Annotated in this window: 31 protein-coding genes and 1 pseudogene; 23 read left to right on the top strand and 9 right to left on the bottom strand. The window is 41.7% G+C overall.

Annotated features, from left to right (window positions below; all coding sequences use genetic code 11):
• Positions 1 to 25 precede the first annotated feature (25 nt).
• Positions 26 to 397 carry a hypothetical protein gene (locus tag GOL65_RS04555; protein ID WP_140921039.1) on the bottom strand — a complete coding sequence of 124 codons (372 nt, stop codon included), beginning with the start codon at positions 395 to 397 and terminating at the stop codon, positions 26 to 28.
• Between the two features lie 262 nt (positions 398 to 659).
• Here GOL65_RS04555 and GOL65_RS04550 point away from each other — a divergent pair, with 262 nt between their 5' ends.
• The gene (locus GOL65_RS04550; protein ID WP_140921040.1) at positions 660 to 1,103 is read left to right on the top strand and encodes a hypothetical protein; all 444 of its coding nucleotides are present in this window, start codon (positions 660 to 662) and stop codon (positions 1,101 to 1,103) included.
• Between the two features lie 138 nt (positions 1,104 to 1,241).
• The gene (locus GOL65_RS04545; RefSeq protein ID WP_140921041.1) at positions 1,242 to 1,748 is read left to right on the top strand and encodes a hypothetical protein; all 507 of its coding nucleotides are present in this window, start codon (positions 1,242 to 1,244) and stop codon (positions 1,746 to 1,748) included.
• Between the two features lie 79 nt (positions 1,749 to 1,827).
• Here GOL65_RS04545 and GOL65_RS04540 read toward each other — a convergent pair whose 3' ends face one another.
• The 4 genes from GOL65_RS04540 to GOL65_RS04525 all read right to left on the bottom strand — a co-directional run bounded on the left by GOL65_RS04540 (position 1,828) and on the right by GOL65_RS04525 (position 3,922).
• On the bottom strand, positions 1,828 to 2,064 hold the full coding sequence (locus tag GOL65_RS04540) for a hypothetical protein (RefSeq protein ID WP_140921042.1): 237 nt from the start codon (positions 2,062 to 2,064) through the stop codon (positions 1,828 to 1,830).
• Between the two features lie 366 nt (positions 2,065 to 2,430).
• Entirely contained in the window at positions 2,431 to 2,757 is a 327-nt protein-coding gene (locus tag GOL65_RS04535; RefSeq protein WP_228723055.1) for a hemolysin XhlA, read from the bottom strand.
• 2 nt (positions 2,758 to 2,759) lie between these two features.
• Positions 2,760 to 3,194, bottom strand: coding sequence for a hypothetical protein (locus GOL65_RS04530; protein WP_140921043.1), 435 nt, complete (start codon positions 3,192 to 3,194; stop codon positions 2,760 to 2,762).
• 26 nt (positions 3,195 to 3,220) lie between these two features.
• A complete protein-coding gene (locus GOL65_RS04525) occupies positions 3,221 to 3,922 on the bottom strand; it encodes a LexA family transcriptional regulator (protein ID WP_228723054.1) in 702 nt (233 codons plus the stop codon).
• Between the two features lie 109 nt (positions 3,923 to 4,031).
• On the opposite strand from GOL65_RS04525, the gene GOL65_RS04520 reads away from it, so the two are divergent.
• From GOL65_RS04520 to GOL65_RS04460, 13 genes and pseudogenes are all read left to right on the top strand, one after another.
• On the top strand, positions 4,032 to 4,241 hold the full coding sequence (locus GOL65_RS04520) for a helix-turn-helix transcriptional regulator (RefSeq protein WP_140921044.1): 210 nt from the start codon (positions 4,032 to 4,034) through the stop codon (positions 4,239 to 4,241).
• Between the two features lie 69 nt (positions 4,242 to 4,310).
• Entirely contained in the window at positions 4,311 to 4,859 is a 549-nt protein-coding gene (locus GOL65_RS04515; protein ID WP_140921045.1) for a YmfL family putative regulatory protein, read from the top strand.
• Between the two features lie 174 nt (positions 4,860 to 5,033).
• Entirely contained in the window at positions 5,034 to 5,795 is a 762-nt protein-coding gene (locus tag GOL65_RS04510; RefSeq protein WP_140921046.1) for a KilA-N domain-containing protein, read from the top strand.
• Positions 5,792 to 5,974: a hypothetical protein gene (locus GOL65_RS04505; protein ID WP_140921047.1), complete on the top strand. Its 183-nt coding sequence runs from the start codon at positions 5,792 to 5,794 to the stop codon at positions 5,972 to 5,974. Before GOL65_RS04510 ends, GOL65_RS04505 begins: the two co-directional genes overlap by 4 nt.
• On the top strand, positions 5,971 to 7,005 hold the full coding sequence (locus GOL65_RS04500) for a conserved phage C-terminal domain-containing protein (RefSeq protein ID WP_140921048.1): 1,035 nt from the start codon (positions 5,971 to 5,973) through the stop codon (positions 7,003 to 7,005). Before GOL65_RS04505 ends, GOL65_RS04500 begins: the two co-directional genes overlap by 4 nt.
• Complete coding sequence (locus GOL65_RS04495; protein ID WP_140921049.1) at positions 7,002 to 7,649, top strand: phage N-6-adenine-methyltransferase; 648 nt, start codon at positions 7,002 to 7,004, stop codon at positions 7,647 to 7,649. The genes GOL65_RS04500 and GOL65_RS04495 overlap by 4 nt, the downstream gene beginning before the upstream one ends.
• Positions 7,646 to 8,002: a hypothetical protein gene (locus GOL65_RS04490; RefSeq protein WP_140921050.1), complete on the top strand. Its 357-nt coding sequence runs from the start codon at positions 7,646 to 7,648 to the stop codon at positions 8,000 to 8,002. Before GOL65_RS04495 ends, GOL65_RS04490 begins: the two co-directional genes overlap by 4 nt.
• Positions 8,003 to 8,220: 218 nt before the next feature.
• The gene (locus tag GOL65_RS22155) at positions 8,221 to 9,012 is read left to right on the top strand and encodes an ORF6N domain-containing protein (RefSeq protein ID WP_228723053.1); all 792 of its coding nucleotides are present in this window, start codon (positions 8,221 to 8,223) and stop codon (positions 9,010 to 9,012) included.
• Between the two features lie 3 nt (positions 9,013 to 9,015).
• A complete protein-coding gene (locus tag GOL65_RS04480; protein ID WP_179038172.1) occupies positions 9,016 to 10,047 on the top strand; it encodes a DUF968 domain-containing protein in 1,032 nt (343 codons plus the stop codon).
• A gap of 18 nt (positions 10,048 to 10,065) precedes the next feature.
• Positions 10,066 to 10,425 (top strand): antiterminator Q family protein, encoded by a 360-nt coding sequence (locus tag GOL65_RS04475; RefSeq protein ID WP_140921092.1) that lies wholly within the window; start codon positions 10,066 to 10,068, stop codon positions 10,423 to 10,425.
• Between the two features lie 337 nt (positions 10,426 to 10,762).
• Positions 10,763 to 11,389, top strand: a complete 627-nt coding sequence (locus GOL65_RS04470; protein ID WP_140921093.1) for a hypothetical protein — start codon at positions 10,763 to 10,765, stop codon at positions 11,387 to 11,389.
• On the top strand, positions 11,373 to 12,452 hold the full coding sequence (locus GOL65_RS04465; RefSeq protein ID WP_140921094.1) for a helix-turn-helix domain-containing protein: 1,080 nt from the start codon (positions 11,373 to 11,375) through the stop codon (positions 12,450 to 12,452). The genes GOL65_RS04470 and GOL65_RS04465 overlap by 17 nt, the downstream gene beginning before the upstream one ends.
• A 394-nt stretch (positions 12,453 to 12,846) precedes the next feature.
• Positions 12,847 to 12,924: pseudogene (locus GOL65_RS04460) on the top strand.
• A 38-nt stretch (positions 12,925 to 12,962) separates the two neighbouring features.
• Here the strand turns inward: GOL65_RS04460 and GOL65_RS22360 are convergent.
• Positions 12,963 to 13,094, bottom strand: a complete 132-nt coding sequence (locus GOL65_RS22360) for a hypothetical protein (RefSeq protein WP_267313814.1) — start codon at positions 13,092 to 13,094, stop codon at positions 12,963 to 12,965.
• 436 nt (positions 13,095 to 13,530) lie between these two features.
• Between GOL65_RS22360 and GOL65_RS04455 the strand changes: the two genes are divergently transcribed.
• Genes GOL65_RS04455 through lysC form a run of 4 tightly spaced genes read left to right on the top strand, consistent with a single transcriptional unit; the run spans position 13,531 to position 14,824 of the window.
• Positions 13,531 to 13,863, top strand: a complete 333-nt coding sequence (locus GOL65_RS04455; RefSeq protein WP_179038171.1) for a phage holin, lambda family — start codon at positions 13,531 to 13,533, stop codon at positions 13,861 to 13,863.
• On the top strand, positions 13,853 to 14,287 hold the full coding sequence (locus GOL65_RS04450; RefSeq protein ID WP_140921096.1) for a lysozyme: 435 nt from the start codon (positions 13,853 to 13,855) through the stop codon (positions 14,285 to 14,287). The genes GOL65_RS04455 and GOL65_RS04450 overlap by 11 nt, the downstream gene beginning before the upstream one ends.
• Positions 14,284 to 14,658: a hypothetical protein gene (locus tag GOL65_RS04445; protein ID WP_140921097.1), complete on the top strand. Its 375-nt coding sequence runs from the start codon at positions 14,284 to 14,286 to the stop codon at positions 14,656 to 14,658. Before GOL65_RS04450 ends, GOL65_RS04445 begins: the two co-directional genes overlap by 4 nt.
• On the top strand, positions 14,591 to 14,824 hold the full coding sequence (gene lysC / locus GOL65_RS22555) for an Rz1-like lysis system protein LysC (protein ID WP_218652005.1): 234 nt from the start codon (positions 14,591 to 14,593) through the stop codon (positions 14,822 to 14,824). Before GOL65_RS04445 ends, lysC begins: the two co-directional genes overlap by 68 nt.
• Before the next feature lie 753 nt (positions 14,825 to 15,577).
• Here the strand turns inward: lysC and GOL65_RS04440 are convergent.
• Positions 15,578 to 15,892 carry a BON domain-containing protein gene (locus GOL65_RS04440; RefSeq protein ID WP_140921098.1) on the bottom strand — a complete coding sequence of 105 codons (315 nt, stop codon included), beginning with the start codon at positions 15,890 to 15,892 and terminating at the stop codon, positions 15,578 to 15,580.
• Between the two features lie 256 nt (positions 15,893 to 16,148).
• The gene (locus GOL65_RS04435) at positions 16,149 to 16,385 is read right to left on the bottom strand and encodes a hypothetical protein (RefSeq protein WP_140921099.1); all 237 of its coding nucleotides are present in this window, start codon (positions 16,383 to 16,385) and stop codon (positions 16,149 to 16,151) included.
• Positions 16,386 to 16,506: 121 nt separating this feature from the next.
• Between GOL65_RS04435 and GOL65_RS22550 the strand changes: the two genes are divergently transcribed.
• Positions 16,507 to 16,668 carry a YnfU family zinc-binding protein gene (locus GOL65_RS22550; protein WP_218652004.1) on the top strand — a complete coding sequence of 54 codons (162 nt, stop codon included), beginning with the start codon at positions 16,507 to 16,509 and terminating at the stop codon, positions 16,666 to 16,668.
• A gap of 89 nt (positions 16,669 to 16,757) precedes the next feature.
• On the opposite strand, the gene GOL65_RS04430 is transcribed toward GOL65_RS22550, so the two are convergent.
• The gene (locus GOL65_RS04430) at positions 16,758 to 17,051 is read right to left on the bottom strand and encodes a hypothetical protein (protein ID WP_140921100.1); all 294 of its coding nucleotides are present in this window, start codon (positions 17,049 to 17,051) and stop codon (positions 16,758 to 16,760) included.
• Between the two features lie 671 nt (positions 17,052 to 17,722).
• Here GOL65_RS04430 and GOL65_RS04425 point away from each other — a divergent pair.
• The 3 genes from GOL65_RS04425 to GOL65_RS04415 are packed head-to-tail and all read left to right on the top strand — an operon-like array spanning position 17,723 to position 19,152.
• Entirely contained in the window at positions 17,723 to 18,634 is a 912-nt protein-coding gene (locus tag GOL65_RS04425; protein WP_179038170.1) for a hypothetical protein, read from the top strand.
• On the top strand, positions 18,631 to 18,909 hold the full coding sequence (locus GOL65_RS04420; protein ID WP_228723052.1) for a hypothetical protein: 279 nt from the start codon (positions 18,631 to 18,633) through the stop codon (positions 18,907 to 18,909). Before GOL65_RS04425 ends, GOL65_RS04420 begins: the two co-directional genes overlap by 4 nt.
• A 6-nt stretch (positions 18,910 to 18,915) precedes the next feature.
• Entirely contained in the window at positions 18,916 to 19,152 is a 237-nt protein-coding gene (locus GOL65_RS04415; RefSeq protein WP_140920898.1) for a hypothetical protein, read from the top strand.
• Positions 19,153 to 19,156 lie beyond the last annotated feature (4 nt).

Raw genomic sequence — 19,156 nt, 5'->3', positions numbered from 1 at the left:
CTTAAACTTAATAATGAGTATGGGACTATTTGGTTGCTGATAGCTTGCCGTCAGGCTTTCCAGCAATAGTGAACAGTTGACCTTGGTCTTCCTGCAAAATGGTCAGTTTTCCGCCCTTATTGACGTACATCGGCGTTTCGGTGGTATCTTCTTCAGAAGATTTGCCGCGAGGGGTAGGGGTGGTAAAAGACAGGGTGTGCTTGATGCCAACCCGCTTTTCCTCAATTGAGTTATTCAGTCGCTCAATGTTTAGGGTGATGGTTACCTTGCCCTTACCAGCATTATTAAGGACACCCAGCGCCACGTTATTCAGAGCGGCGGCAAACTTATTCTGGAATACACCAGCATCCAGTTCCCCGAAGAAATCAGGGATAACAGTCATACGGTCATTACTCATACGTTAACTACTCCGTAAATATTTAAAGGTACTGTGTTGATGGTTGCCATACTGCACATAGCGCCCACGTTCACAGCGGTTTACCACTCCACACGACCTGTTAAGGTCTGCATTCAGAAGCGCCCCATCAGCTTGTTACATTTACTCATCACAGTTTAAGTTTGAGCCGCAGGGCGCTTTTGAATATTTGTAAGTGCCGGATGTTTAACCACTTCCGGCGAAGTGGTATCCTTATGTCACCACAACAGATAAGGATATTTTTATGTCAGATTATGAGCGCAAGCACAGAAGTCCTGTATCTCCACCACAACCTAATCCGTCTAAAATCTATAGTCAGGATTCTGACCCTGTAGAGCCTTTTCATAAAAACCCAAGACCAACTCCAAAACCTAAAGTCTGGATGATTCGAACTGGTGACCATAAATGTCCAAAACCAACGCCAGCTCCAAAACCGAAACCGAAGATTTTCATGACTGAGGAGCGTCGTGGATATGGAGAAGATCATAAATGCCCTAAACCAGCACCATCTCCAAAACCAAAAATTGAGATTTGTTTATCTCAAGGTCCTATCGTTCCTAATCACCAAACCCCGAAGCCACCGCCAGCACCAAAACCCAAGGTATTGTGTAATAGGCCTGATGTTGGTGGACATCGTTCCCCTAAACCTGCTCCAAGACCAACACCTCCACCTCAACCTAATAAATAAAGTCGCTGATTATTTTTCCACTCACAGCGATCGTGGTAAGATTGGAGTGCTACCAACCAATCTTTGAATATGTTATTCATCCAGATACCTGTAATTTTTTATATGGGTCTCAACCGATCAAAGAAGGTGAGGTAATACATGACACGTTATGAGATGATTTATCAGCTCAACCATTCGCATTACTTAGAGAGGATGCAATCAACCCTTTGGGGAAGAATCGATCGCTTTCTTTCTGCCCTGATTTTTTTCTTAGGTGCCTCTGTTTTTGCTTCTTTTAAGGGAACAATGGCTTACGGCGCTCTTATTGCATTATTTAGTGCAATTTCATTTATTTACCAATTTGGCAAGGCTTCTGCAGCAGCAGACCTTCAGGCTGTTAGATATCTTCAGTTGATAAGAAATGAGCCATCATTGACCGACGAGCAACTGAAAGCTGAATTCTTAAGAATTGAGTCCATTGATACCAAGGTGTGGCATATCTTAGAATTTGCGGCTCAACAACGGGCTACAATAGTCTTAGGCCTTAAAGACGAGACGCCTATCACTTTAACCAGATGCCAAAAGATACTTTCATGGCTTGCTGGTGGGTTACCAAATCAAGCTGATTATCTTGCCAATAACGTCAAGAAACCTGGTGAGGAATAGTGTCGGCCTAGTTGTTAAAGAGCATTTACTTCTATTAATAAGCGAGCCTGGTGGTTCGCTTTTTTGTTTGTGGTGGCAGCTATTTTTTTTCCGGCTGCGGATAAACCCGCCGAGAAACCACATAATCAGGATATGGGGTATCACCAAGGTCATCGGAACCATGCAACCCGGCAAAATCATCAACACGAATAATGCTATGGGCTGGTCTGTTCGGTTGTCTTGATACGCGCCTGATGAATGTACCCACAACAACATCACGGCCACCGTGTGATTCAATAATCACTCGCGCACCAGGTTTCAGATCAGTTGGTTTCATTATTACGCTCCTGTAGCGTGGTCAGACTGCACTCTGAACCACCTGGTTACACTCCACACGGATATTCTGTGTTTTATATTGTTAACGGAACACTTGATGTGCTGCTTTCGATAGATTAATAATACAAGATGTATTTAAAATAATAAATACAAAATGTATTTTATGTGGAGGCAATTGCATGCGAATTCGGTTATATTATTGATAATAAAAAGAATTTAGTTTGAAAGTAATTTGATTCTCGGTTACGGAATCGTCACCAGTATTCTAGTAATGTGATAAGTGTCACAAAGGCGGGCTTTAAGGATGAATAAATTTCTTGGATTGTAGGCACAAAAAAGCCCCAATTAAGGGGCTGGATCGTTAAGATTATAAAAAAATGAACCTTGCAACTGCAAGAGATGCGCCAGCGACTGCAATGATTGTTGCTGCCACCCACTTAGTTTGTCCTGATATTGATTGATGTAACTCTATCCTAATAGAGGAAATATCTTCTTTTGAAGAATAATTTGATTTAATGACCGCTATATCTGTTTTTATTGTATGCAGGTCTTCTTCAATTTTTTTAACCCTAGCTTCTAACATATCATTACCTCCACCATTACCACCACCGTGTTCATGTTCTCTTTGTAAGGAGGGTGATGATAGGGATTGTCTTTTCTGCTTTTCCTCATCAAACTTAAACGTCTGAGCCATAATTATAGTTTACCTCTCCATGTTTTGGATACAATCACCATGGTACTTTTTTTATCAAGAATGGCATTTATATTTTTAGCCTGACCAAGGGTTGCTTCGATTTTTAGAATGCCTGGTTTACTAATGATATGATGTTCAGGATGAAAAATTATAGTTGTTACTGATATGTTGTTTTCATTTGTTAGTACTTCAATTGCAATAGGTTCAAGATCATGCACCTCCTGTGTCAGCGCCTGATCCTTCTCATCAAAGAAATCAAATTTAATATTGAAAAATGGATAATCTGCTGGTGTTGCAATAGTAGCACCGACTAAAAAATCAATCTCTTTTGGAAAAGAATTCACTGAAAAAATGTTTCTATAAACTAAAGTATTACAATCGATCACACCCGATGATTTATCACATGTAAATACAGAAAGAATTTGGTACTTTTTCACTTTTACTCCCTAATAGTTTAGGATTTCTATCCGTGACGCTTGTAGGCTTGGGACTGGCTTAGGAGGACTTTGCCGGATATCCTTAGATATTGTTCGGTTTCCTCTGTTATCTTCCACTCTTTGTATTTTGGGTTATCAGAGAGAACGAGGAGGCAGTCAGGCATCATCTGTATTCTTTTAACATGCAGTGTGTTTTTGAATACGAAAACATATATACCGTCACCGCTAAAGCTATTCTTACTTACATCAACAAAAATAGAATCACCTAGCTCAATAGTGCCAGCCATGCTATCGCCGCTAACAGTAATCATTTTTATGTTTTTGGGGTTGCGACCACCGAACATTAAATTAGCCTGATCCCCTGTGTATTCAACAAGCTTTACCGTTTCGATAACATCGTTATTGATTACCCCAGGGCCAGCGCTAGCCTTTACATCAAGCACCTCAATAAAATAGCCAGCTTGTGTCTTTAATCGTTGATTAGAGGCAATTGACTCTAACTCTAGACTTGGATTCAATGACGCGCTCCCATCAGATTTTATTGTAATTTCATGAAGGTCAAGAGCGTTAAGTATAGACGCTATATCATCAATAGAGGGCTCTCTACGCCCATTAAGCCAATGCCCAATAGCGCCCTGAGTTTTGCCAATCATCTCACCAAGCTTTTCTTGTGATATCTCAAGCTCGGACATTCTGGCTTTAGCCAGAGTATTCCATGTCTGTTTCATTTTTAGATTATTACGCTCTGTATTAACTCCATCAACTAACAAAATGTATTGACTATATTGCTATAATAAAATACAAAATGTATTATAAATGAAACAAAAGGAGAGTCTCATGAGTTGCATTAGAGAGTTAAGAGAGAAGGCGAATGTTTCACAAGAATATCTCGCCGAGAAAGTTGGGTTAACGCAAGGAGCGATCGGTCATTACGAACTCGGTCGCAGAAAGCCAAGTTTAAAAAATTGCAGGCTTATTGTGAGTGCCCTTAATGAACTAGGTGTTGCTTGCGGTCTGGACGATGTATTTCCACCAAAAGCAGCTTAATCCCTAACACAAGGAGAATTATTACTTACTCAAGATACCTATTAAAACCACAACTAAAAGGGGATAACTGTGGGACCTAAACAAAATTGGAAAGCAGAAAAGCAGCCGGAATGGCTGATTATTGCTATCAAAAAGACAATAGCAAGTCTGCCCGGTGGATATTCTGACGCGGCTGAATGGTTAGACGTAACAGAGAACGCAATATTTAACCGGCTACGTGCAGATGGTGATCAGATTTTCCCGATGGGCTGGGCGCTGGTATTGCAACGAGCGAGTGGGACTACTCATATTGCAGATGCAGTATCCCGGTACTCAAATAGCGTAAATGTACCACTGGTGGATATCGGTGAAGTAGATAATGACGATATCAATAATCGTCTACTGGATGCCATCACTTGGATGGGTAAGCACTCAGAGAAAGTGAAGCTGGCTATTGCTGATGGGGTGATCGATTTGGCAGAGCGAGAGCTTATTGAAGATGACAGTCATCAGGTCATAGCCAAGTGGATGGAATATAACACTCTGCTATATCGATATTTTTGTCCGCCCGAAGAAAAGGTTGACGCCAGGACTGTGCAGGTCACTGGCGTCGGCGTCAAAAACAACTGTGTGGAGTAATTAACGCATGATCAGTTTAACAACAAAGTTGCATTTTCCGCAACTTCGCGCTGTTCCATTGGTAGGGCGTGGCGCGTTGTTTCGGTATGAGCGCATGATAAAAGGTCGCTGGGTACCGTGCAACCACAGTCGCGCCGCTGGAATTGTGGGTGTAGTGAATCGGCGGGGTGGCGTATGCATCATTTAGCCACTCAGCCAACGGCTGATACCTCTGGTTTAGCCATCGATGGAACAACTATCCGTCAAGATTCGGCGGGGCGTTATAGTCTCAATGACTTACATATTGCAGCAGGTGGTGAGGAACGGCATAAACCCGCTAATTTTTTGCGACATGATCAGATTAGAGATTTATGTGCAGAAATTGACCGTTGCTCAGATATGAGCATTGCTTCATTCGAATCAATCCGAGGAGGCATTAATCAGGGTACATACGCGTGTCGTGAACTGGTTTATGCGTATGCCATGTGGATTAGTCCTGCATTTAACTTAAAAGTCATCAGGACATTTGATTCTGGCATTCAGATGCCTACTCAATTAACTGAGATGGAGATGATCGCTAAAATGGCTACTGTTGCCGCTGAAAGTCAACGGCGACTATTGGCTATAGAACAGCGTGTTTCTGGTGTATCAGCCGAAGTTAACCGCATTTCTGCGGGAACAATCCCAGCGGGATGGCAGACTATAAAAAACTTAGTAGCAATTTCTGGTCTGTCTGATGACAAAGTTCGCGCTCTGATTGCAGCATTTCGCGTAGAAAGCAAAAAAGTACCTTTCAATACGCCGAATGGTGTTCTTGCTAATGCAACTGTAGCCAATGAAGCCGAATTTATAGCAGCCCTAACGGAAGTAAAGCGAGGGGCTACCCGTCCCTGCCGTAGTAAATATTGGTACCACCCTAAATTGGGCCGATTTGAAATGAAGGAGGTATCAGTATGATCCTCTGTCGAAATTCTGACGGCGTTAAAGTTCGTTATATCCGCTCATATAAAAAGCATTCAAAAGTGATGGTCACGTATCGTCCGTTGCATCTGAAATACGACTGTACTATGCCTCGCGATGCATTTTACCAGCAATATACGCTGGTTCAGGATGTAGCGGAGGGCCAGCAATCATGAGCGTAAAATTATCTGCATATGTTTGGGATGGTTGCGCCTCTTCTGGCATGAAGACAATGAAAGTGGCCATCATGGTACGGCTGGCTGATTTTTCGAATGATGAAGGCGTTTGCTGGCCATCAGTCGATACAATTGCCCGTCAGATTGGCGCAGGTCGTAGCACGGTCATTACGGCTATTAATGAGCTGATGAAAGAAGGCTGGTTAACAAAACAGGAACGTAGAAAGGGACAGCGCAGCGCCACCAACATATACCGGTTAAACGTGGAGAAGTTACGGACAGCAGCCAATGCTATTTATTCTCAGGGTTCAGATTCTGGACGTTCAGAATCCGAACATTCAGAAACTGGACATTCAGAATCTGAACGTTCAGGAAATATCAAAAAATCGGTTTCTCAGGGTCCAGAATCTGGACACGATCCGTCAGTAAGTTCAAAACAAGATCCATCAGTTAAAACCTCTTGTCCGGCTGCTGAGCAGCCAGACCCCGCAACAATGATTACTGATCAGGCTAAGCAGGTATTAAACCACCTGAACTTAGTGACTGGATCAAAATATCAACCAAGTAAAACTTCACTGGAAGGCATTCGCGCCAGACTGATTGAGGGCTTTACGCTATCTGAACTGCTTTTGGTCGTGGACTACACGAACGAGAAATGGGGGGATGATCTCAAAATGTCTGAGTATCTACGTCCAATTCCCTTGTTTAGCCCGAGTAAATTCCCCGGATACTTGCAGGCAGCAGAAAAATGGAATGAAAGTGGGCGGCCTGAATACGTAAACGGAAAGTGGGTGAAGGACGGGAAGCCGATCAAGGGCTCAGGTGTTGATAACTCAGAACGTGATGCAGCGTATCGCCGTTACACTTCCGGTGTTGGTGAAATCACCAATCCTAGCCAGTTAGAAATTGAAGTTCGGAAGGCCGCAGGAAAAGCCGGTATCAGGAATCAGCAGGCATCGTTTGCCCAGCAGCGCTGGAATAGTCTCTGGACAGAATATAGCGAACGGCTATCAGGGGAGGCTGCAGCATGAATACCTACAGCCAAGAATTGATGGAACAGCGGTCAGTTGAAAGTCATTATCTAAAAGACATAGGCGATCAGTGGCGTACACCAGATCCCATATTCTGGGGTATCAACAGTATGTTTGGTCCGCTGGCGCTAGATCTGTTTACTGATGCTGAAAACAGCAAATGCCCAGCGTATTACACAGCAGAGGACAACGCGCTAACTCAGGACTGGTCTGAACGTCTGAAAGAGTTGCGCGGCGCCGCGTTTGCTAATCCACCCTATAGCCGACCACAGCAGCATGACGGGGAATATATAACCGGCATGACTCATATCATGAATCACACAATGGCGATGCGTGAGAAGGGCGGCCGGTATGTGTTTTTAATCAAAGCAGCAACATCGGAGGCATGGTGGCCAGAAGATGCCGATCACATTGTCTTCATCCGTGGACGCATCGGGTTTGATGCTCCCTTGTGGTTTATCCCTGCCAACGACAAGCAAAAACCAACCGGCGCATTCTTTGCTGGTGCGATAGTAGTTTTTGATAAGACGTGGAAAGGGGAGCGGTTCAGCTATGTGACCCGTGATCAACTGGTAGACACCGGCGAAGCATTTCTGGAACAAATCCGAAGGGAAGCGGGGCGGCTGGGGAGGGTGGCAGCGTGAGGAAAAGTAACGCCGTGCTACATGATGAAATCGCCTCCACTTGTATTGGTGCATTTAGAGGGCCAGAAAAACCACCTCAGTTCTCCGGAGAGAGTCCGGCATTCTATGACGTATGTAGGCTTGCTCATCATTACGAGAATAAGGGATGGTTACGCCGGGCAATAGAGATATGGGGATTGGTATTTGATTTAAACGACAATGCCTATACCCAGAAGTACGCCATGGATGGAAAAGACCGGTGTTATCGAGCGTTAAAGAAAGCGGCAGCATTAAGAAAGACGGATGAAAGCGAAGGTGCAACCGGAGTTATAGTCGAAATCGATCTTGATGAACTGGAGGCGCAATGGGATTAGCAATATTTTTGACCGTTGTGGCCTGTGCCGGTGTAGCTGTTTTGTTATTAGCACCAGAGAAACTAAAGAAAAGGCAGTAATGGTACGGTAGTCTTTAATTTTCATTGAATTAATGGCTAGAAAAAAGTTTATCACTGCTGTATTTTCGATCTAACCGCTCCTTTCATTGTGCAGATGTTTGGGGAGGAGCATCACTAAAACTGTGTGGAGGAAAACACATGAATCAATTAAACGCTACTGGCGTAGTTTCTACTATTGCTGTCGAAAATCTTCCTGTCATTGAATGGCAAGGTGCCCGCGTCGTTACCACTGAAACGCTGGCGGCTGGTTACGGTACGACAGCATCCAATCTCCGTGCCAATTTGTCCAATCACCGATCTCGCTTCATCGAAGGGGTTCATGTGATCACCTTAACTGGCGATGAAGTGCAAATTTTGTGCGCTAATAATATTGACGCACAAATTTCGAACAAGGCTCGCAGCTTAACTCTATATACCGAGAAAGGCGCCGCCCGAATGTCAAAGATTGTCGATACTGATGAAGCCTGGTCATTCTTTGAAAAAATGGAAAGTGCCTATTTTAGGGATGAACCTGAATCAGAACTTGAGATGATTGCTCGTATAGCATCTGAAGCTGTAGCTAATCAGCGTCGAATGAAGCAGTTTGAGTGTCGGGTTAATGGCGTTGAGCGTCAAATAGAGCAGATTTCTTCAGGCGCCATCCCTCCGGGGTGGCAGACAATCAAAAATCTTTCCTCTGAAGGTGGATTATCTGTACAGAAAACGCGTGATTTAATAAAAGCATTTAGCCTGGAAAGTAAAAAAGTACCTTTTATGACTCCTGTAGGTATCTTGTCTAATGTAACAGTTGTCCGGGAGGATGATTTCCTTGGGGCAATTAAAACTGTTCTTAATGAATCTACTCGGCCTGTACGTAGCAAATACTGGTATCACCCTAAAATCGGTCGATTCGAAATGAAAGGTACTTTGGGTTTAGCACAGGTGGTGTAAATCATGAGAATGCTGCTAACACCTTATGTTCAGCAGGATCTTGGAATTGTGATACTGAAACCGGGGAGCGAACTGCTCCCCAATTTTCGGCGCACACAACGGATCCTTATTTGTAACGAGCCGGAATATTTACAGCAGGTCAACTCTGGGCCGTTGCCCGATATTGTTCAGAACCTAGCATTTAATCATGCCCTGACCCCGTTCCTGATAAATTCTGATGTAATTTTGGCTGCTGGTGGTAAGAGCCAGTTAATCAACGCCATATCAGGTCGGAAGTGCTGCCAGGTATCAGATGAAGACTGTCACCACCAATTAACTACCCTGAACTATGGCAATAGCGCGATCAGGTTATGCTGGCATCATGATAATAAAATGCGTGAATGGTCAACGCCGGTACTGGATGAGCTGGCTCGGCGCAATATTATTGAATGGGTTCTTGAGCGCATCAGCAGTGATTTAAGGATACCGGAAGACCATCAACTTAGTATTCATGAGGTGTGTTGGTGGTCTGTTCTTAAATCGGTGTCTGACCGGTTGCCAGAAGATATTGCCCGGCAGGTATTGAATCTGCCTAAAAATTCTCTACCAGGCGGAGAGATGAAAGAGGCAGATATAACGCCGTTTGATGATAGAGCGGTACCAGTGATTGAAGAAATGGCAGTAATGGCCCGTGAGGGATGGGAACAACTGGATAAGCCGGTTATTAAATTAGTCGGTGATGCAGAACCGCCGCAATCTTACATGCTTAAACCAAAACTGATTCGCTGGGAATGTGAACAATACACTCGATGGGTAAAAACACAGCCATGTTGTGGATGTGGTGCTACTGCTGATGATCCGCATCATGTCATAGGCCATGGATTGGGAGGAATGGGAACAAAAGTACACGATCTTTTCGTGCTTCCGTTGTGCAGACGGTGCCACGGGGAAATTCATGCCGATACGAAGGCATGGGAAGAGAGGCACGATAACCAGTTAACGTTGTTATTCAGATTTTTGAATAGAGCCCTGGGTATTGGTGCATTAAGAAAATAACTGTGTGGAGTAGTAAATATGCATATTAAAACTGTATTGGAAATGTGGGGAAATTGGGCAAGGTGTAGTTGTGGCACTGAGTATAAAAAGGTGGCTCCTGGCTTTCAGGATATGAAATCATCGTCTGATTATACTCGTGCGGAGTGTAGCGAATCCGATGCAATGAAGGTTGATAGCGCGGTATCAGGATTAAGGCATTATGATGAATTAGCCTACAAATTAGTGATAGCTCATTATATTTATAGAATTAGTCAGGCAAAGTTAGCGAAGCAGATCGGGAAGGCAACAAGTTATGTAACGGGCATCTTACGGGTAGCAGAGGCGTTTATAGCTGGTCAGCTTTATGTAAATAGTGGTGATGCATACGCTACAGATTGATTGTTTTGAGTGATTGTAGATAAAGCCTCAGTTGATGCTGGGGCTTTTTTATTTCCCTTTTGATATGAATTATAGGAAATATTTCTATATTAACTTAATTAAATGGAATTATTTTATTGACATATTCAGTCATTCAGTATAGATTTTCATTGTAAGCTGGAATAGCTACGCCGAAGAGCTTCATTAATAACCCGCCATCTTTGAGCGGGTTTTTTAATTTTAAAATCAGTCAATTAATGCTTTTGGAATAGTTTTTGGAATATTTTGTTGCTGTTTTTGTAGCTGGGTTTTATACTAATGCTGCATTTCACAACAAAATATTAAAAGGTTATTTAGCGTGGCATTAATTACAAAAGAAGAAGCGGATTCGAAGTTTAATCAGTATTACCCAGTTTTTACCTCTGTTTTTAGTCAGGTATGGAATGGTTGGTTGTTAAATAGTGTGGCTCATCGCTTGATGGATAAGCGTGCTCGGGCCGCAATTCTACGTAACGATGCATTATTCTTTCTAAATGATGAAATTGAAACCAGTGGGCTGAGTGATATCAAGTATATAAAGCTTCGACATCAGACCGGATTTCTTATTCAGGATAAATATTTTGTCCGAATCAAGAAAGGGGATAAAAATTTTCGGTCATCAAACTACCCAACGCAAGCAGCTATGGATTTCCACGATCCTAATGTTGATCTATTTGGCGGCTTAGTTCGCTTAGAATTGTTATATATACTTAGTGACGATGGCGTACAAATTGATAAAATAGTCCTCACTCAAAGAAATGGGAAATATGTAGCTTGGGCTATTGATCTCAGTAACTACAATGTGCATGAAATGCCTGAAAATAATAATCTTTGGGGTGACGGTGGAGATCAGAAAGCCACACAAGTTAAACCAGCGAAGTCCGTTGTTAAAGCAAAGCGGACGAAGACGAGAGAGGCGAAAATAGAAAATGGTCGGGGAGATTAAGCCAGCAACTACCATACGCCCTGAAATGATTGAATTGAGACGAAGAATGTTAGGCTGCAGCCAGAAGGAATTGGCTGCTAGAATTTCAGTGTCTCAAGGTACTCTTTCAAAAATAGAGCAAGGATTAAAACCTGTTACTGATGAGCAGTTAAATAGCTTGTCTCAGGCTTTATCGTGCCCTATTGATTTTTTTATGCTTCCTGAGCGTTTATATGGCGGACCTGTTAGTGTTAATCCTATGTATCGCAAGAAAGCATCAGTTGGAATGAAAGTTCTGGATAAGTTACTTGCTGAGGTTAACGTACGAATTGCTCATGTTAGAAAGCTATTACAGTTTGTTGATTTTGAGCCTGAGTATGAGCTTCCGTATTATGATCCAGAAGATTATCCAGTTGAGGAAATAGCTCAGAATGTTCGTAGAGCTTGGCATCTTCCCAGAGGCCCGATAAAGAATATAGTTGATGCCTTGGAAAGAGCAGGAATAATAATTATTGATTGCGATATGGAAGACTCTGGTCTTTCTGGGTTAAGTTATAATCTTCCTACATTACCGCCATTAATTTTTATCAATAAAAATCAGCCAATGGACAGGTATCGTTTTACTTTAGCTCATGAGTTAGGGCATTTAGTTATGCATAAAGCCCCAAGTCATACAATGGAAGATGAAGCAAATGCGTTTGCTGCAGAGTTCCTGATGCCTGCGATTGATATCGGGAATCAACTGCGAAACATTAACATAGAGAAAGCTGCCTATTTAAAACCATTTTGGCGGACTTCTATGGCTTTCATTCTTTATAGAGCTAAAACACTAAATGCAATTACAGCAGGACAGAGTGATTGGATTTGGCGCCAAATGGCAATAAAGCGTTATAAGATAGATGAACCAGTAAAGCTTGAGGTAAATGGAGAAAAACCGACTCTATTGAATGAAATGATAGAATATGTTCGAGAAGAGTTAAGTTATGACCAAAATGAGTTGGCTTCAGTATTTAGTCTGCACCTACCGGAAGTTCGGCAGCTTTATGGTCTGAATGGTCAAAGCCATTTACGCTTAGTTAATTAATAAATTTTAAGTATCACATTCTAGCCCTGACATTTGTCGGGGCTTTTTTGTATTTAGCCCACAGCCAAACGTCAACCACTCCACACACATACTGCACATAGTGACTAACGGCTGTGGGCTAATATTAAATATATTCTGGTTAGGGAAACGAGAAGAATAGAACCTCACCTCAGTCAAATTTGAGATACTAACTGGCATACAGTTTATTGAGGATTTGTAGAGGGAACACTTTACGAGCGTAAAAGCATTGCTATCCATTAAGAATCAAGCAAGAGCGAATCTGTTTGAATGGCGGTTTTTCTGTTGTAACTGATGATTGTAAAGTAGTCAAAGTTATGGAGCTAAATTTCTAGCCTATGTTATTGTGATCAGGCTGAAATCTTAAAAACCAATTACGCCATTAGCTTAACCGGTAGAGTAGTCAATTTTGTAGCGGAAGTTGAGAGTCGGGGTTCGATACCTCGATGGCGGATCAATCAAATATAGCCTCGCCTTGTGCGGGGCTTTTTGTTATCTGATTGGGCATTGCTTCAGCGTGAAGTATGTTTTTTCTTTACCTAAGTCATTCAGCATCCACCCTGTTGTAACTGATACTGCACACATGGCAATAACTAAGGTAATAGCAGAAAGTGACATGTTCATAAATATATCCTCATCGAAAAATACTGGTTATATTTAATTACATAATTTTAACAATGTCACTTGTTTTTTAACATTAAGTGTATTTTTAATTAAGTTGAGTCACCGGCAACTCTTAAAACCCTTAAGTTTCTCAGACCAAGATCTAATAGCTACCTAGTTTTAATAGACGCTAAAAACAAGAATGCCTGATATGACACATAGGCATAAGATGGCAAGTGTCATTAGAATAAACGCTTTTTCAAAGTTACTTATTTTCATGTTCTTTCGCCATTCTATAGTGATTACCTAATGTTATAGTTTTAAATTGAAATAATTCAAGGCTCGTAAATGAGGGCGTATTCAGCCTCAGTCAGAACCAACACACCCTCATCTATCAGAAAACGACTGAGGGCTAATCCCCTATTAACTAAAACGGACACTTCCAATGGAGGTGCAAATGCGTATGCCTGAAAAAAATATCAGCTTCTGGGCTGAGGTCTGGAACTGGATTAACACAAATACACCGGTAATCTCTGGAGCACTATTAGCTTTCCTTGTTGCGGTTGCCAGAGCACGAAAAGAAGGTGAGGGGCTTAAAAGCTCACTTCTTGAAGCTACACTCTGCGGGATATTGAGTCTTGGCATTATTTCTGCATTTGAATACTTCGGCTTACCGTCCAATTTGGCGACATTATTCGGTGTCATTATCGGGTTTATGGGTACCAAGAAAATAGCCGGGATTCTGGATACATTTATTGGTCGGAAGATGGGAGGCGGCAATGGTAACTAGTCAGAATGGAATTGATCTGATCAAACGATTTGAAGGGCTGGTATTAACCGCATACTCAGACCCAGCAACTGGGGGAGAGCCGTGGACTATCGGTTACGGACATATCGAAGATGTAAAGCCGGGCGATAAGATATCGGAACAGGAAGCAGAGGAGTTTTTGAAAGACGACCTCAAGCAGTTCGAGTCTGAAGTATCAAGCCTGGTTAACGTTTCGATTAATCAGAACCAATTTGATGCTCTTGTCTCCTTTGCTTTTAATTTAGGAAGTAACGCACTAAAAGGCTCAACACTTCTGAAGCGTCTTAATGAGGGTAACTTCCGCGCTGCGGCTGGCCAGTTCACTCGCTGGGTATATGCCAATAATAAATTTATGAAGGGCTTATACAACCGTCGCCGGGCAGAACGTGATTTATTCATATCATGATTTTCTCTAATAAATGGATTACTGCCGCATTAGGTGCTCTATGCGTTGTGGTGTTGTTGCTTTATTGCCGTTGGTTGAATCATCAACTGAATCAGCTCAGGAATGAGAAGCAACAGACAATCGCGGTGTTAGCAGAAGAGCGAGCATATTCAGCTAAAATCAGAACTCAATATTTACAGATTCAAGAGGTCATGGATGGAGTCGCAGAACAAAAGCAGGCTAGTGATAGTCGGGCCAAAGAGCTGCAAAAACAGCTTGTCGCAGCGCAGGCCAACAGCAAGTGCTTTAGCGTTCCTGTGCCTGATGCTGTTACTAAACGGCTGCGGGAACGTGCCGCCGAAGTCAACGCCGCCGCTACCGGTACCAAGTAGCCTATTTAAACCGTGCCAAGTGCCCGACTACACAATACAGAATTACGGTGATTACCCTGGCTACATCGCGGAACTATTCGCAGTCATTGAGCAGTGCAATAGCCAGATATCAGCACTGAAGACGATAGAAAGAATTAGCTTCACGCTAAACAATAGTGCTAATTAAATAAAATCTAAGTGTTGTAAGTACATTAAATTTGAAAGTTTTCTCCTAATATATTCCTAATATTTTTAACTTATTGAATACAAATCAAGAATGTGATCAATATCACAAAGCATGCCATACTAGTATAAATAGCAGTTAAAATATCCTCTAACATGTTCATTATTATAATACTGCTTGTAGATATTTATTTTGAATATCGGCAGGGAAAAAGGGAGCGTATTATGGTTAGGAAAATATTATTATTATTATTCACATCTGGATTTATATTTATGGTGTTACCAGTAAATGCTTACCAGACAGGATGTTCTGAAAGATGGGGAAACTGGCAATACTTGTCGTCATCGTCAAATGGAATTTTTGTTACGTGTAAATGGCGCAGACCATTTTACACAAAGTTCTGTACTACTCAGTGGGTGCCTAAAACGACTAGCGCAATGGGCTTTTGCCCGATGCCATAGCCGTGAGATGCCATAAACCCACTTCGGTGGGTTTTTCATTTCAGCCACTTTTACAACAGCTTTTACTCTGCGGAAAATAAAAAATCCCCTCGCAAAGAGGGGAAAGGAAAAGGAAATGTGGAATTTGTAATATGTGTTCATATAAAATCATAGCAAGCTATACATTAATGTCTACCTATTAATGGTTAAGGCTTTACCTATCAATTACAGGGGCTTCATATAACGATAGTATGACGGCTTCCAACACAGGCGTAGAGGTAAGGGAGCTAATCTCACCTCTTTGCCATTAGGACAATTATTTCATTTGCATGTCATCTTTAATCGTCTTAACACCACTAATTTTAGATGTAATATCAATTGCCTTGTAAATATCATTTTTGGAATTAACGAAACCGCTTAGTTGTACATTTCCTTTAAAAGTTTCAACATTAATTTCAGATGATTTTAACGATGGTTCATTGAAGATAGCGGCCTTTACTTTTGTTGTAATCACTGTGTCATCGAAATATTCACCAGTACCTTCATGTTTTGCTGTTGGTGCACAACCGAGCATTGTAACTAGTACAAGAGCCATTAAAGAGGTCCCTATATATTTATTGAATATCTTCATAATAATCTCCTGATAATTTTAAGTGTTTTGATTTAGTTAGATGCGTGGAAATTGAGTGGGAATGTGTAATGATGATTAAAAAGAGCCCCCAATAGTTTATGGGGGAAATAGTTCTAAAGGGTTATACATTAATGCAAGAATTAGGATTGCATTAATAGTTATATACTCTACCTATTTGCGATTTATGCAACTTTTTTATTTTATTTGTTTTGTTTTTTAGTAAAAAAATCCAAATAACGAGTTTTGGTTTTTTTATTTATATGTGCCCATGTGCATTCTGATTATCCTTTAAAACAGCGATTGCAGTTTGCATAGCAATCCTGTCGTTGAGCTTCATTTTTTTTGCGGCCTGAACAACATATAAATATTCAATCAGAGTTCTGGTGTTGATTGGACGGCCTTGCTTTACGACTGCAATGATAGCAGTCCCGAGTATTAGTTTGACTGAGGGTAATTGAGATGGATACCAGGCTAAAGTTTCTGATGATTTCATTTGATACTCCTGAATAGGGCACCAAATATAGCACAATATGATAGTTCATTCATTGTATAAAAAACTATCAAAAGTGAGAGTGTGATACAATAAGGCTCATTCGCCAAAGAGGTAGAATATTATGTCTTATCTTCATGAAATGATGCAGAAGATGAAGGAACGTACTTCTACAGTAGAGTGCCCTTTATGTAAGGAAAATTCAAAGCAATCGACGCTGAAAATTTCTCAGGAGCTTGTGTTATGTTGCCCGCATTGTAGGGGGTTATTCGTCATTCATCGGTAAGGATATCTTGATATTAAAATGCGAATAATTATTAGCCCCAGCATCTGCTGGGGTTTTTTCATTTCAATCTCTTTCACAATGGATTTTATTCATAGTTCTAAATGAAGTATTTCAGCGCCAATAATCTTTGATTCATTACCAGTCTCAACCACTGTAGTTAGTCGAACTGGAATACCATTAAGTTTAGCTTTCTTTTTTGTCGGTCTTTCTAGTTCAAACTCATCAGGCAACTCAAGAGTATCTTCTACTGAGGGATTGCAGTTGGTCATTGCAATAAGATAAATCAGGTTAGGCGAATCAGGGGAATTAGCTCGAACAAAGATGACTTTAGGGTTATTTAATGGCTTATTACTTTTTGATATCTGGCTAATAGTCAGTTTCATAACACCCCTGAAGTAATAGAGAAGGATTGTACTGTTAAAAAAGCCCCGAGAAGGGGCTACCAAGATGGTTTAAAGCAAGGCGGTTCTAAAGGCATGTACAGGTAGGTAACATGCTATCTAAGGGTAGTTGGTATTCAATGAAGAACAAGGTGAGCTTACATTTGCTCATAAAAAATCCCCTCACGAAGAGGGGAAAAAAGGAATTAAACATATATGATTTTACGTTATGCTTTGATTATGTCATAGAGTGATTAAATAATCATCTATTGCTGATAGGTTGCCGGGTGTCAACTAGAGTCCTATATGAAAACTCCGGGCATATTTCCCTTGCGGGTATTGTATTAAGCCTCTCCACCCAGCTTTATTTACTATAGTTCCAGATGTCGGAACGGCACTACGACTTTAGAATTAAACTTATTAGCAAATGTAAGCTCACCTTGTTCTTCACTGAATGCCAACTACGCTTAAGGTGCATAGTGCATTAAGTCTAATGCTTATGAATACCTTGCCTATACCATTTTGGTAGCCCCTTAATTGGGGCTCTTTTTTATTAATGATGTTCATTGAAATAGTCTTTCAGACAAATGATGGATTAAATACTTCGATACATCGCGCAAATATTAAATTTAACCAGCCAAGTGCTGGTTTTTTTGTGTCCGGAGAATATTGGTATGTTGATTCCGCCAAATACTATTGTGCTGGGTAATGGGCAGATTGGAAGCGGTTTAATAGTTCCCGGCGCGGTGATTTTGGGCGGTGGGAAGGTGAAGCCAGATTACTCACCCATCGACATGACGACTGAAGCACCCGATCCACGGATACGTTATCAATGCGCGAGCTCTCATGCGGTATACGGACAAGATGGTCTTATTTATTTCGCTGGCCCTGACGAATGCCCCGTTGAGTATGTCAACGGTGTTGCGGTCGGACGGCATGAACCAGAACCGCAACGCACCAATTTGGTTAAAAACAATACGACAATTGTGACTCCGATGGTCGGAAACTACTGCACTAGTGTTGATTCGCCTGTTACTACACCAGCAGGCACGGTCATGCCTCTGGGTGCTAAATATTACAACACCAATGTCGGTAGTGGCTTATATTGCCGAACATATGACCCATTAGATGTAAACGCCGTGGCAAGTGGTTTTTCTATCGTTCCTGTTATTTCCCGTGCGTTTATCGAGCGTATTACAACGCCGGACTATGATTACATTAATAACCTAAACGTATGGGAACGCTGGGTTACTAAAAAGACAACTCCGAAAACAACTTCATTTTCGGGAACAATGTCAGTTTACAGTGACGGACCATCAATCGCGAACACAATGACATGGCCCTGGGGCTGGCAATACGAATACGGTGATACAGCAACATCAACGATTCTAACTACCGGAACTGAAGCAACTCGCGGTGCTTCATTTCTGCTTGTTGAAATGCAAGGGGCAAGGGGTATACGGGTTTGGTATACCAGTGGCGAGTATGATGAATACCCAGCAAATAGAGATGCATGGTTTCCGCTTCCGTGGGCCAAGAAAGATTGGGGAGTTCGTTATATCCCAACAATTGAGTACATCACATGATGAGATATTTACGATTTCCAGATGAGCGTACTGCAATCAAATGTTGTCCGGAATGGTTTACCGCCGGTAACTGGACTCAACCAACGCTACGAATAGAAATAGCGGTTCGTGGGACTCTTTATAATGACGATGGAGAGTATGACGAAAAAGGAAACACTATCAAAGAGCCGACCAAAAAGGTCGGTTTTTTCATTGATGTTATTCGCGGTGATGTACCTGAAGCAGCAAAAGAGTACATCGTTAGCCCAACCACTCCAGATTACATATTAGCGTAGGTAAGTATGGCAATGAAAGATTGGACGTTAACGCCTTCTGATGGCTGGATGCGGCTATCTACTGGTACAGAAACTATAAATATTCAGGTTAAATATGGGGCAGTAGAAATAACCGAATCCTCATCAATGCCAGCTGACAATGCTCCGTGTCAATTGCGTTCTGATTTTACAATCACTCCGCCGCTCTCTATCTGGGCAAGAACCTATAGTCAGTCGGCATATATTGTGGGAATAGCCAGCTAATAGT

This window comes from Limnobaculum xujianqingii (assembly GCF_013394855.1).
Taxonomy (GTDB): Bacteria; Pseudomonadota; Gammaproteobacteria; order Enterobacterales; family Enterobacteriaceae; genus Limnobaculum; species Limnobaculum xujianqingii.
The sequence above is the reverse complement of the archived record's forward strand: the minus strand, read 5'-3'. Positions and strand labels throughout refer to the sequence as shown.

Excerpts from the sequence above, each read along its gene's own strand:
- GOL65_RS04500 (WP_140921048.1), top strand. The coding sequence starts at position 5,971 with ATGAGCGTAAAATTATCTGCATATGTTTGGGATGGTTGCGCCTCTTCT.
- GOL65_RS04480 (WP_179038172.1), top strand. The coding sequence starts at position 9,016 with ATGAGAATGCTGCTAACACCTTATGTTCAGCAGGATCTTGGAATTGTG.
- GOL65_RS04495 (WP_140921049.1), top strand. The coding sequence starts at position 7,002 with ATGAATACCTACAGCCAAGAATTGATGGAACAGCGGTCAGTTGAAAGT.
- GOL65_RS04520 (WP_140921044.1), top strand. The coding sequence starts at position 4,032 with ATGAGTTGCATTAGAGAGTTAAGAGAGAAGGCGAATGTTTCACAAGAA.
- GOL65_RS04545 (WP_140921041.1), top strand. The coding sequence starts at position 1,242 with ATGACACGTTATGAGATGATTTATCAGCTCAACCATTCGCATTACTTA.
- GOL65_RS04555 (WP_140921039.1), bottom strand. The coding sequence starts at position 397 with ATGAGTAATGACCGTATGACTGTTATCCCTGATTTCTTCGGGGAACTG.
- GOL65_RS04425 (WP_179038170.1), top strand. The coding sequence starts at position 17,723 with ATGTTGATTCCGCCAAATACTATTGTGCTGGGTAATGGGCAGATTGGA.
- GOL65_RS04535 (WP_228723055.1), bottom strand. The coding sequence starts at position 2,757 with ATGGCTCAGACGTTTAAGTTTGATGAGGAAAAGCAGAAAAGACAATCC.
- GOL65_RS22155 (WP_228723053.1), top strand. The coding sequence starts at position 8,221 with ATGAATCAATTAAACGCTACTGGCGTAGTTTCTACTATTGCTGTCGAA.
- GOL65_RS04475 (WP_140921092.1), top strand. The coding sequence starts at position 10,066 with ATGCATATTAAAACTGTATTGGAAATGTGGGGAAATTGGGCAAGGTGT.
- GOL65_RS04445 (WP_140921097.1), top strand. The coding sequence starts at position 14,284 with ATGATTTTCTCTAATAAATGGATTACTGCCGCATTAGGTGCTCTATGC.
- GOL65_RS04430 (WP_140921100.1), bottom strand. The coding sequence starts at position 17,051 with ATGAAACTGACTATTAGCCAGATATCAAAAAGTAATAAGCCATTAAAT.
- GOL65_RS04420 (WP_228723052.1), top strand. The coding sequence starts at position 18,631 with ATGATGAGATATTTACGATTTCCAGATGAGCGTACTGCAATCAAATGT.
- GOL65_RS04550 (WP_140921040.1), top strand. The coding sequence starts at position 660 with ATGTCAGATTATGAGCGCAAGCACAGAAGTCCTGTATCTCCACCACAA.
- GOL65_RS04465 (WP_140921094.1), top strand. The coding sequence starts at position 11,373 with ATGGTCGGGGAGATTAAGCCAGCAACTACCATACGCCCTGAAATGATT.
- GOL65_RS22360 (WP_267313814.1), bottom strand. The coding sequence starts at position 13,094 with ATGAACATGTCACTTTCTGCTATTACCTTAGTTATTGCCATGTGTGCA.
- GOL65_RS04455 (WP_179038171.1), top strand. The coding sequence starts at position 13,531 with ATGCGTATGCCTGAAAAAAATATCAGCTTCTGGGCTGAGGTCTGGAAC.
- GOL65_RS04525 (WP_228723054.1), bottom strand. The coding sequence starts at position 3,922 with ATGAAACAGACATGGAATACTCTGGCTAAAGCCAGAATGTCCGAGCTT.
- GOL65_RS04435 (WP_140921099.1), bottom strand. The coding sequence starts at position 16,385 with ATGAAATCATCAGAAACTTTAGCCTGGTATCCATCTCAATTACCCTCA.
- GOL65_RS04440 (WP_140921098.1), bottom strand. The coding sequence starts at position 15,892 with ATGAAGATATTCAATAAATATATAGGGACCTCTTTAATGGCTCTTGTA.
- GOL65_RS04540 (WP_140921042.1), bottom strand. The coding sequence starts at position 2,064 with ATGAAACCAACTGATCTGAAACCTGGTGCGCGAGTGATTATTGAATCA.
- GOL65_RS04415 (WP_140920898.1), top strand. The coding sequence starts at position 18,916 with ATGGCAATGAAAGATTGGACGTTAACGCCTTCTGATGGCTGGATGCGG.
- GOL65_RS04510 (WP_140921046.1), top strand. The coding sequence starts at position 5,034 with ATGCATCATTTAGCCACTCAGCCAACGGCTGATACCTCTGGTTTAGCC.
- GOL65_RS04450 (WP_140921096.1), top strand. The coding sequence starts at position 13,853 with ATGGTAACTAGTCAGAATGGAATTGATCTGATCAAACGATTTGAAGGG.
- lysC (WP_218652005.1), top strand. The coding sequence starts at position 14,591 with ATGCTGTTACTAAACGGCTGCGGGAACGTGCCGCCGAAGTCAACGCCG.
- GOL65_RS22550 (WP_218652004.1), top strand. The coding sequence starts at position 16,507 with ATGTCTTATCTTCATGAAATGATGCAGAAGATGAAGGAACGTACTTCT.
- GOL65_RS04505 (WP_140921047.1), top strand. The coding sequence starts at position 5,792 with ATGATCCTCTGTCGAAATTCTGACGGCGTTAAAGTTCGTTATATCCGC.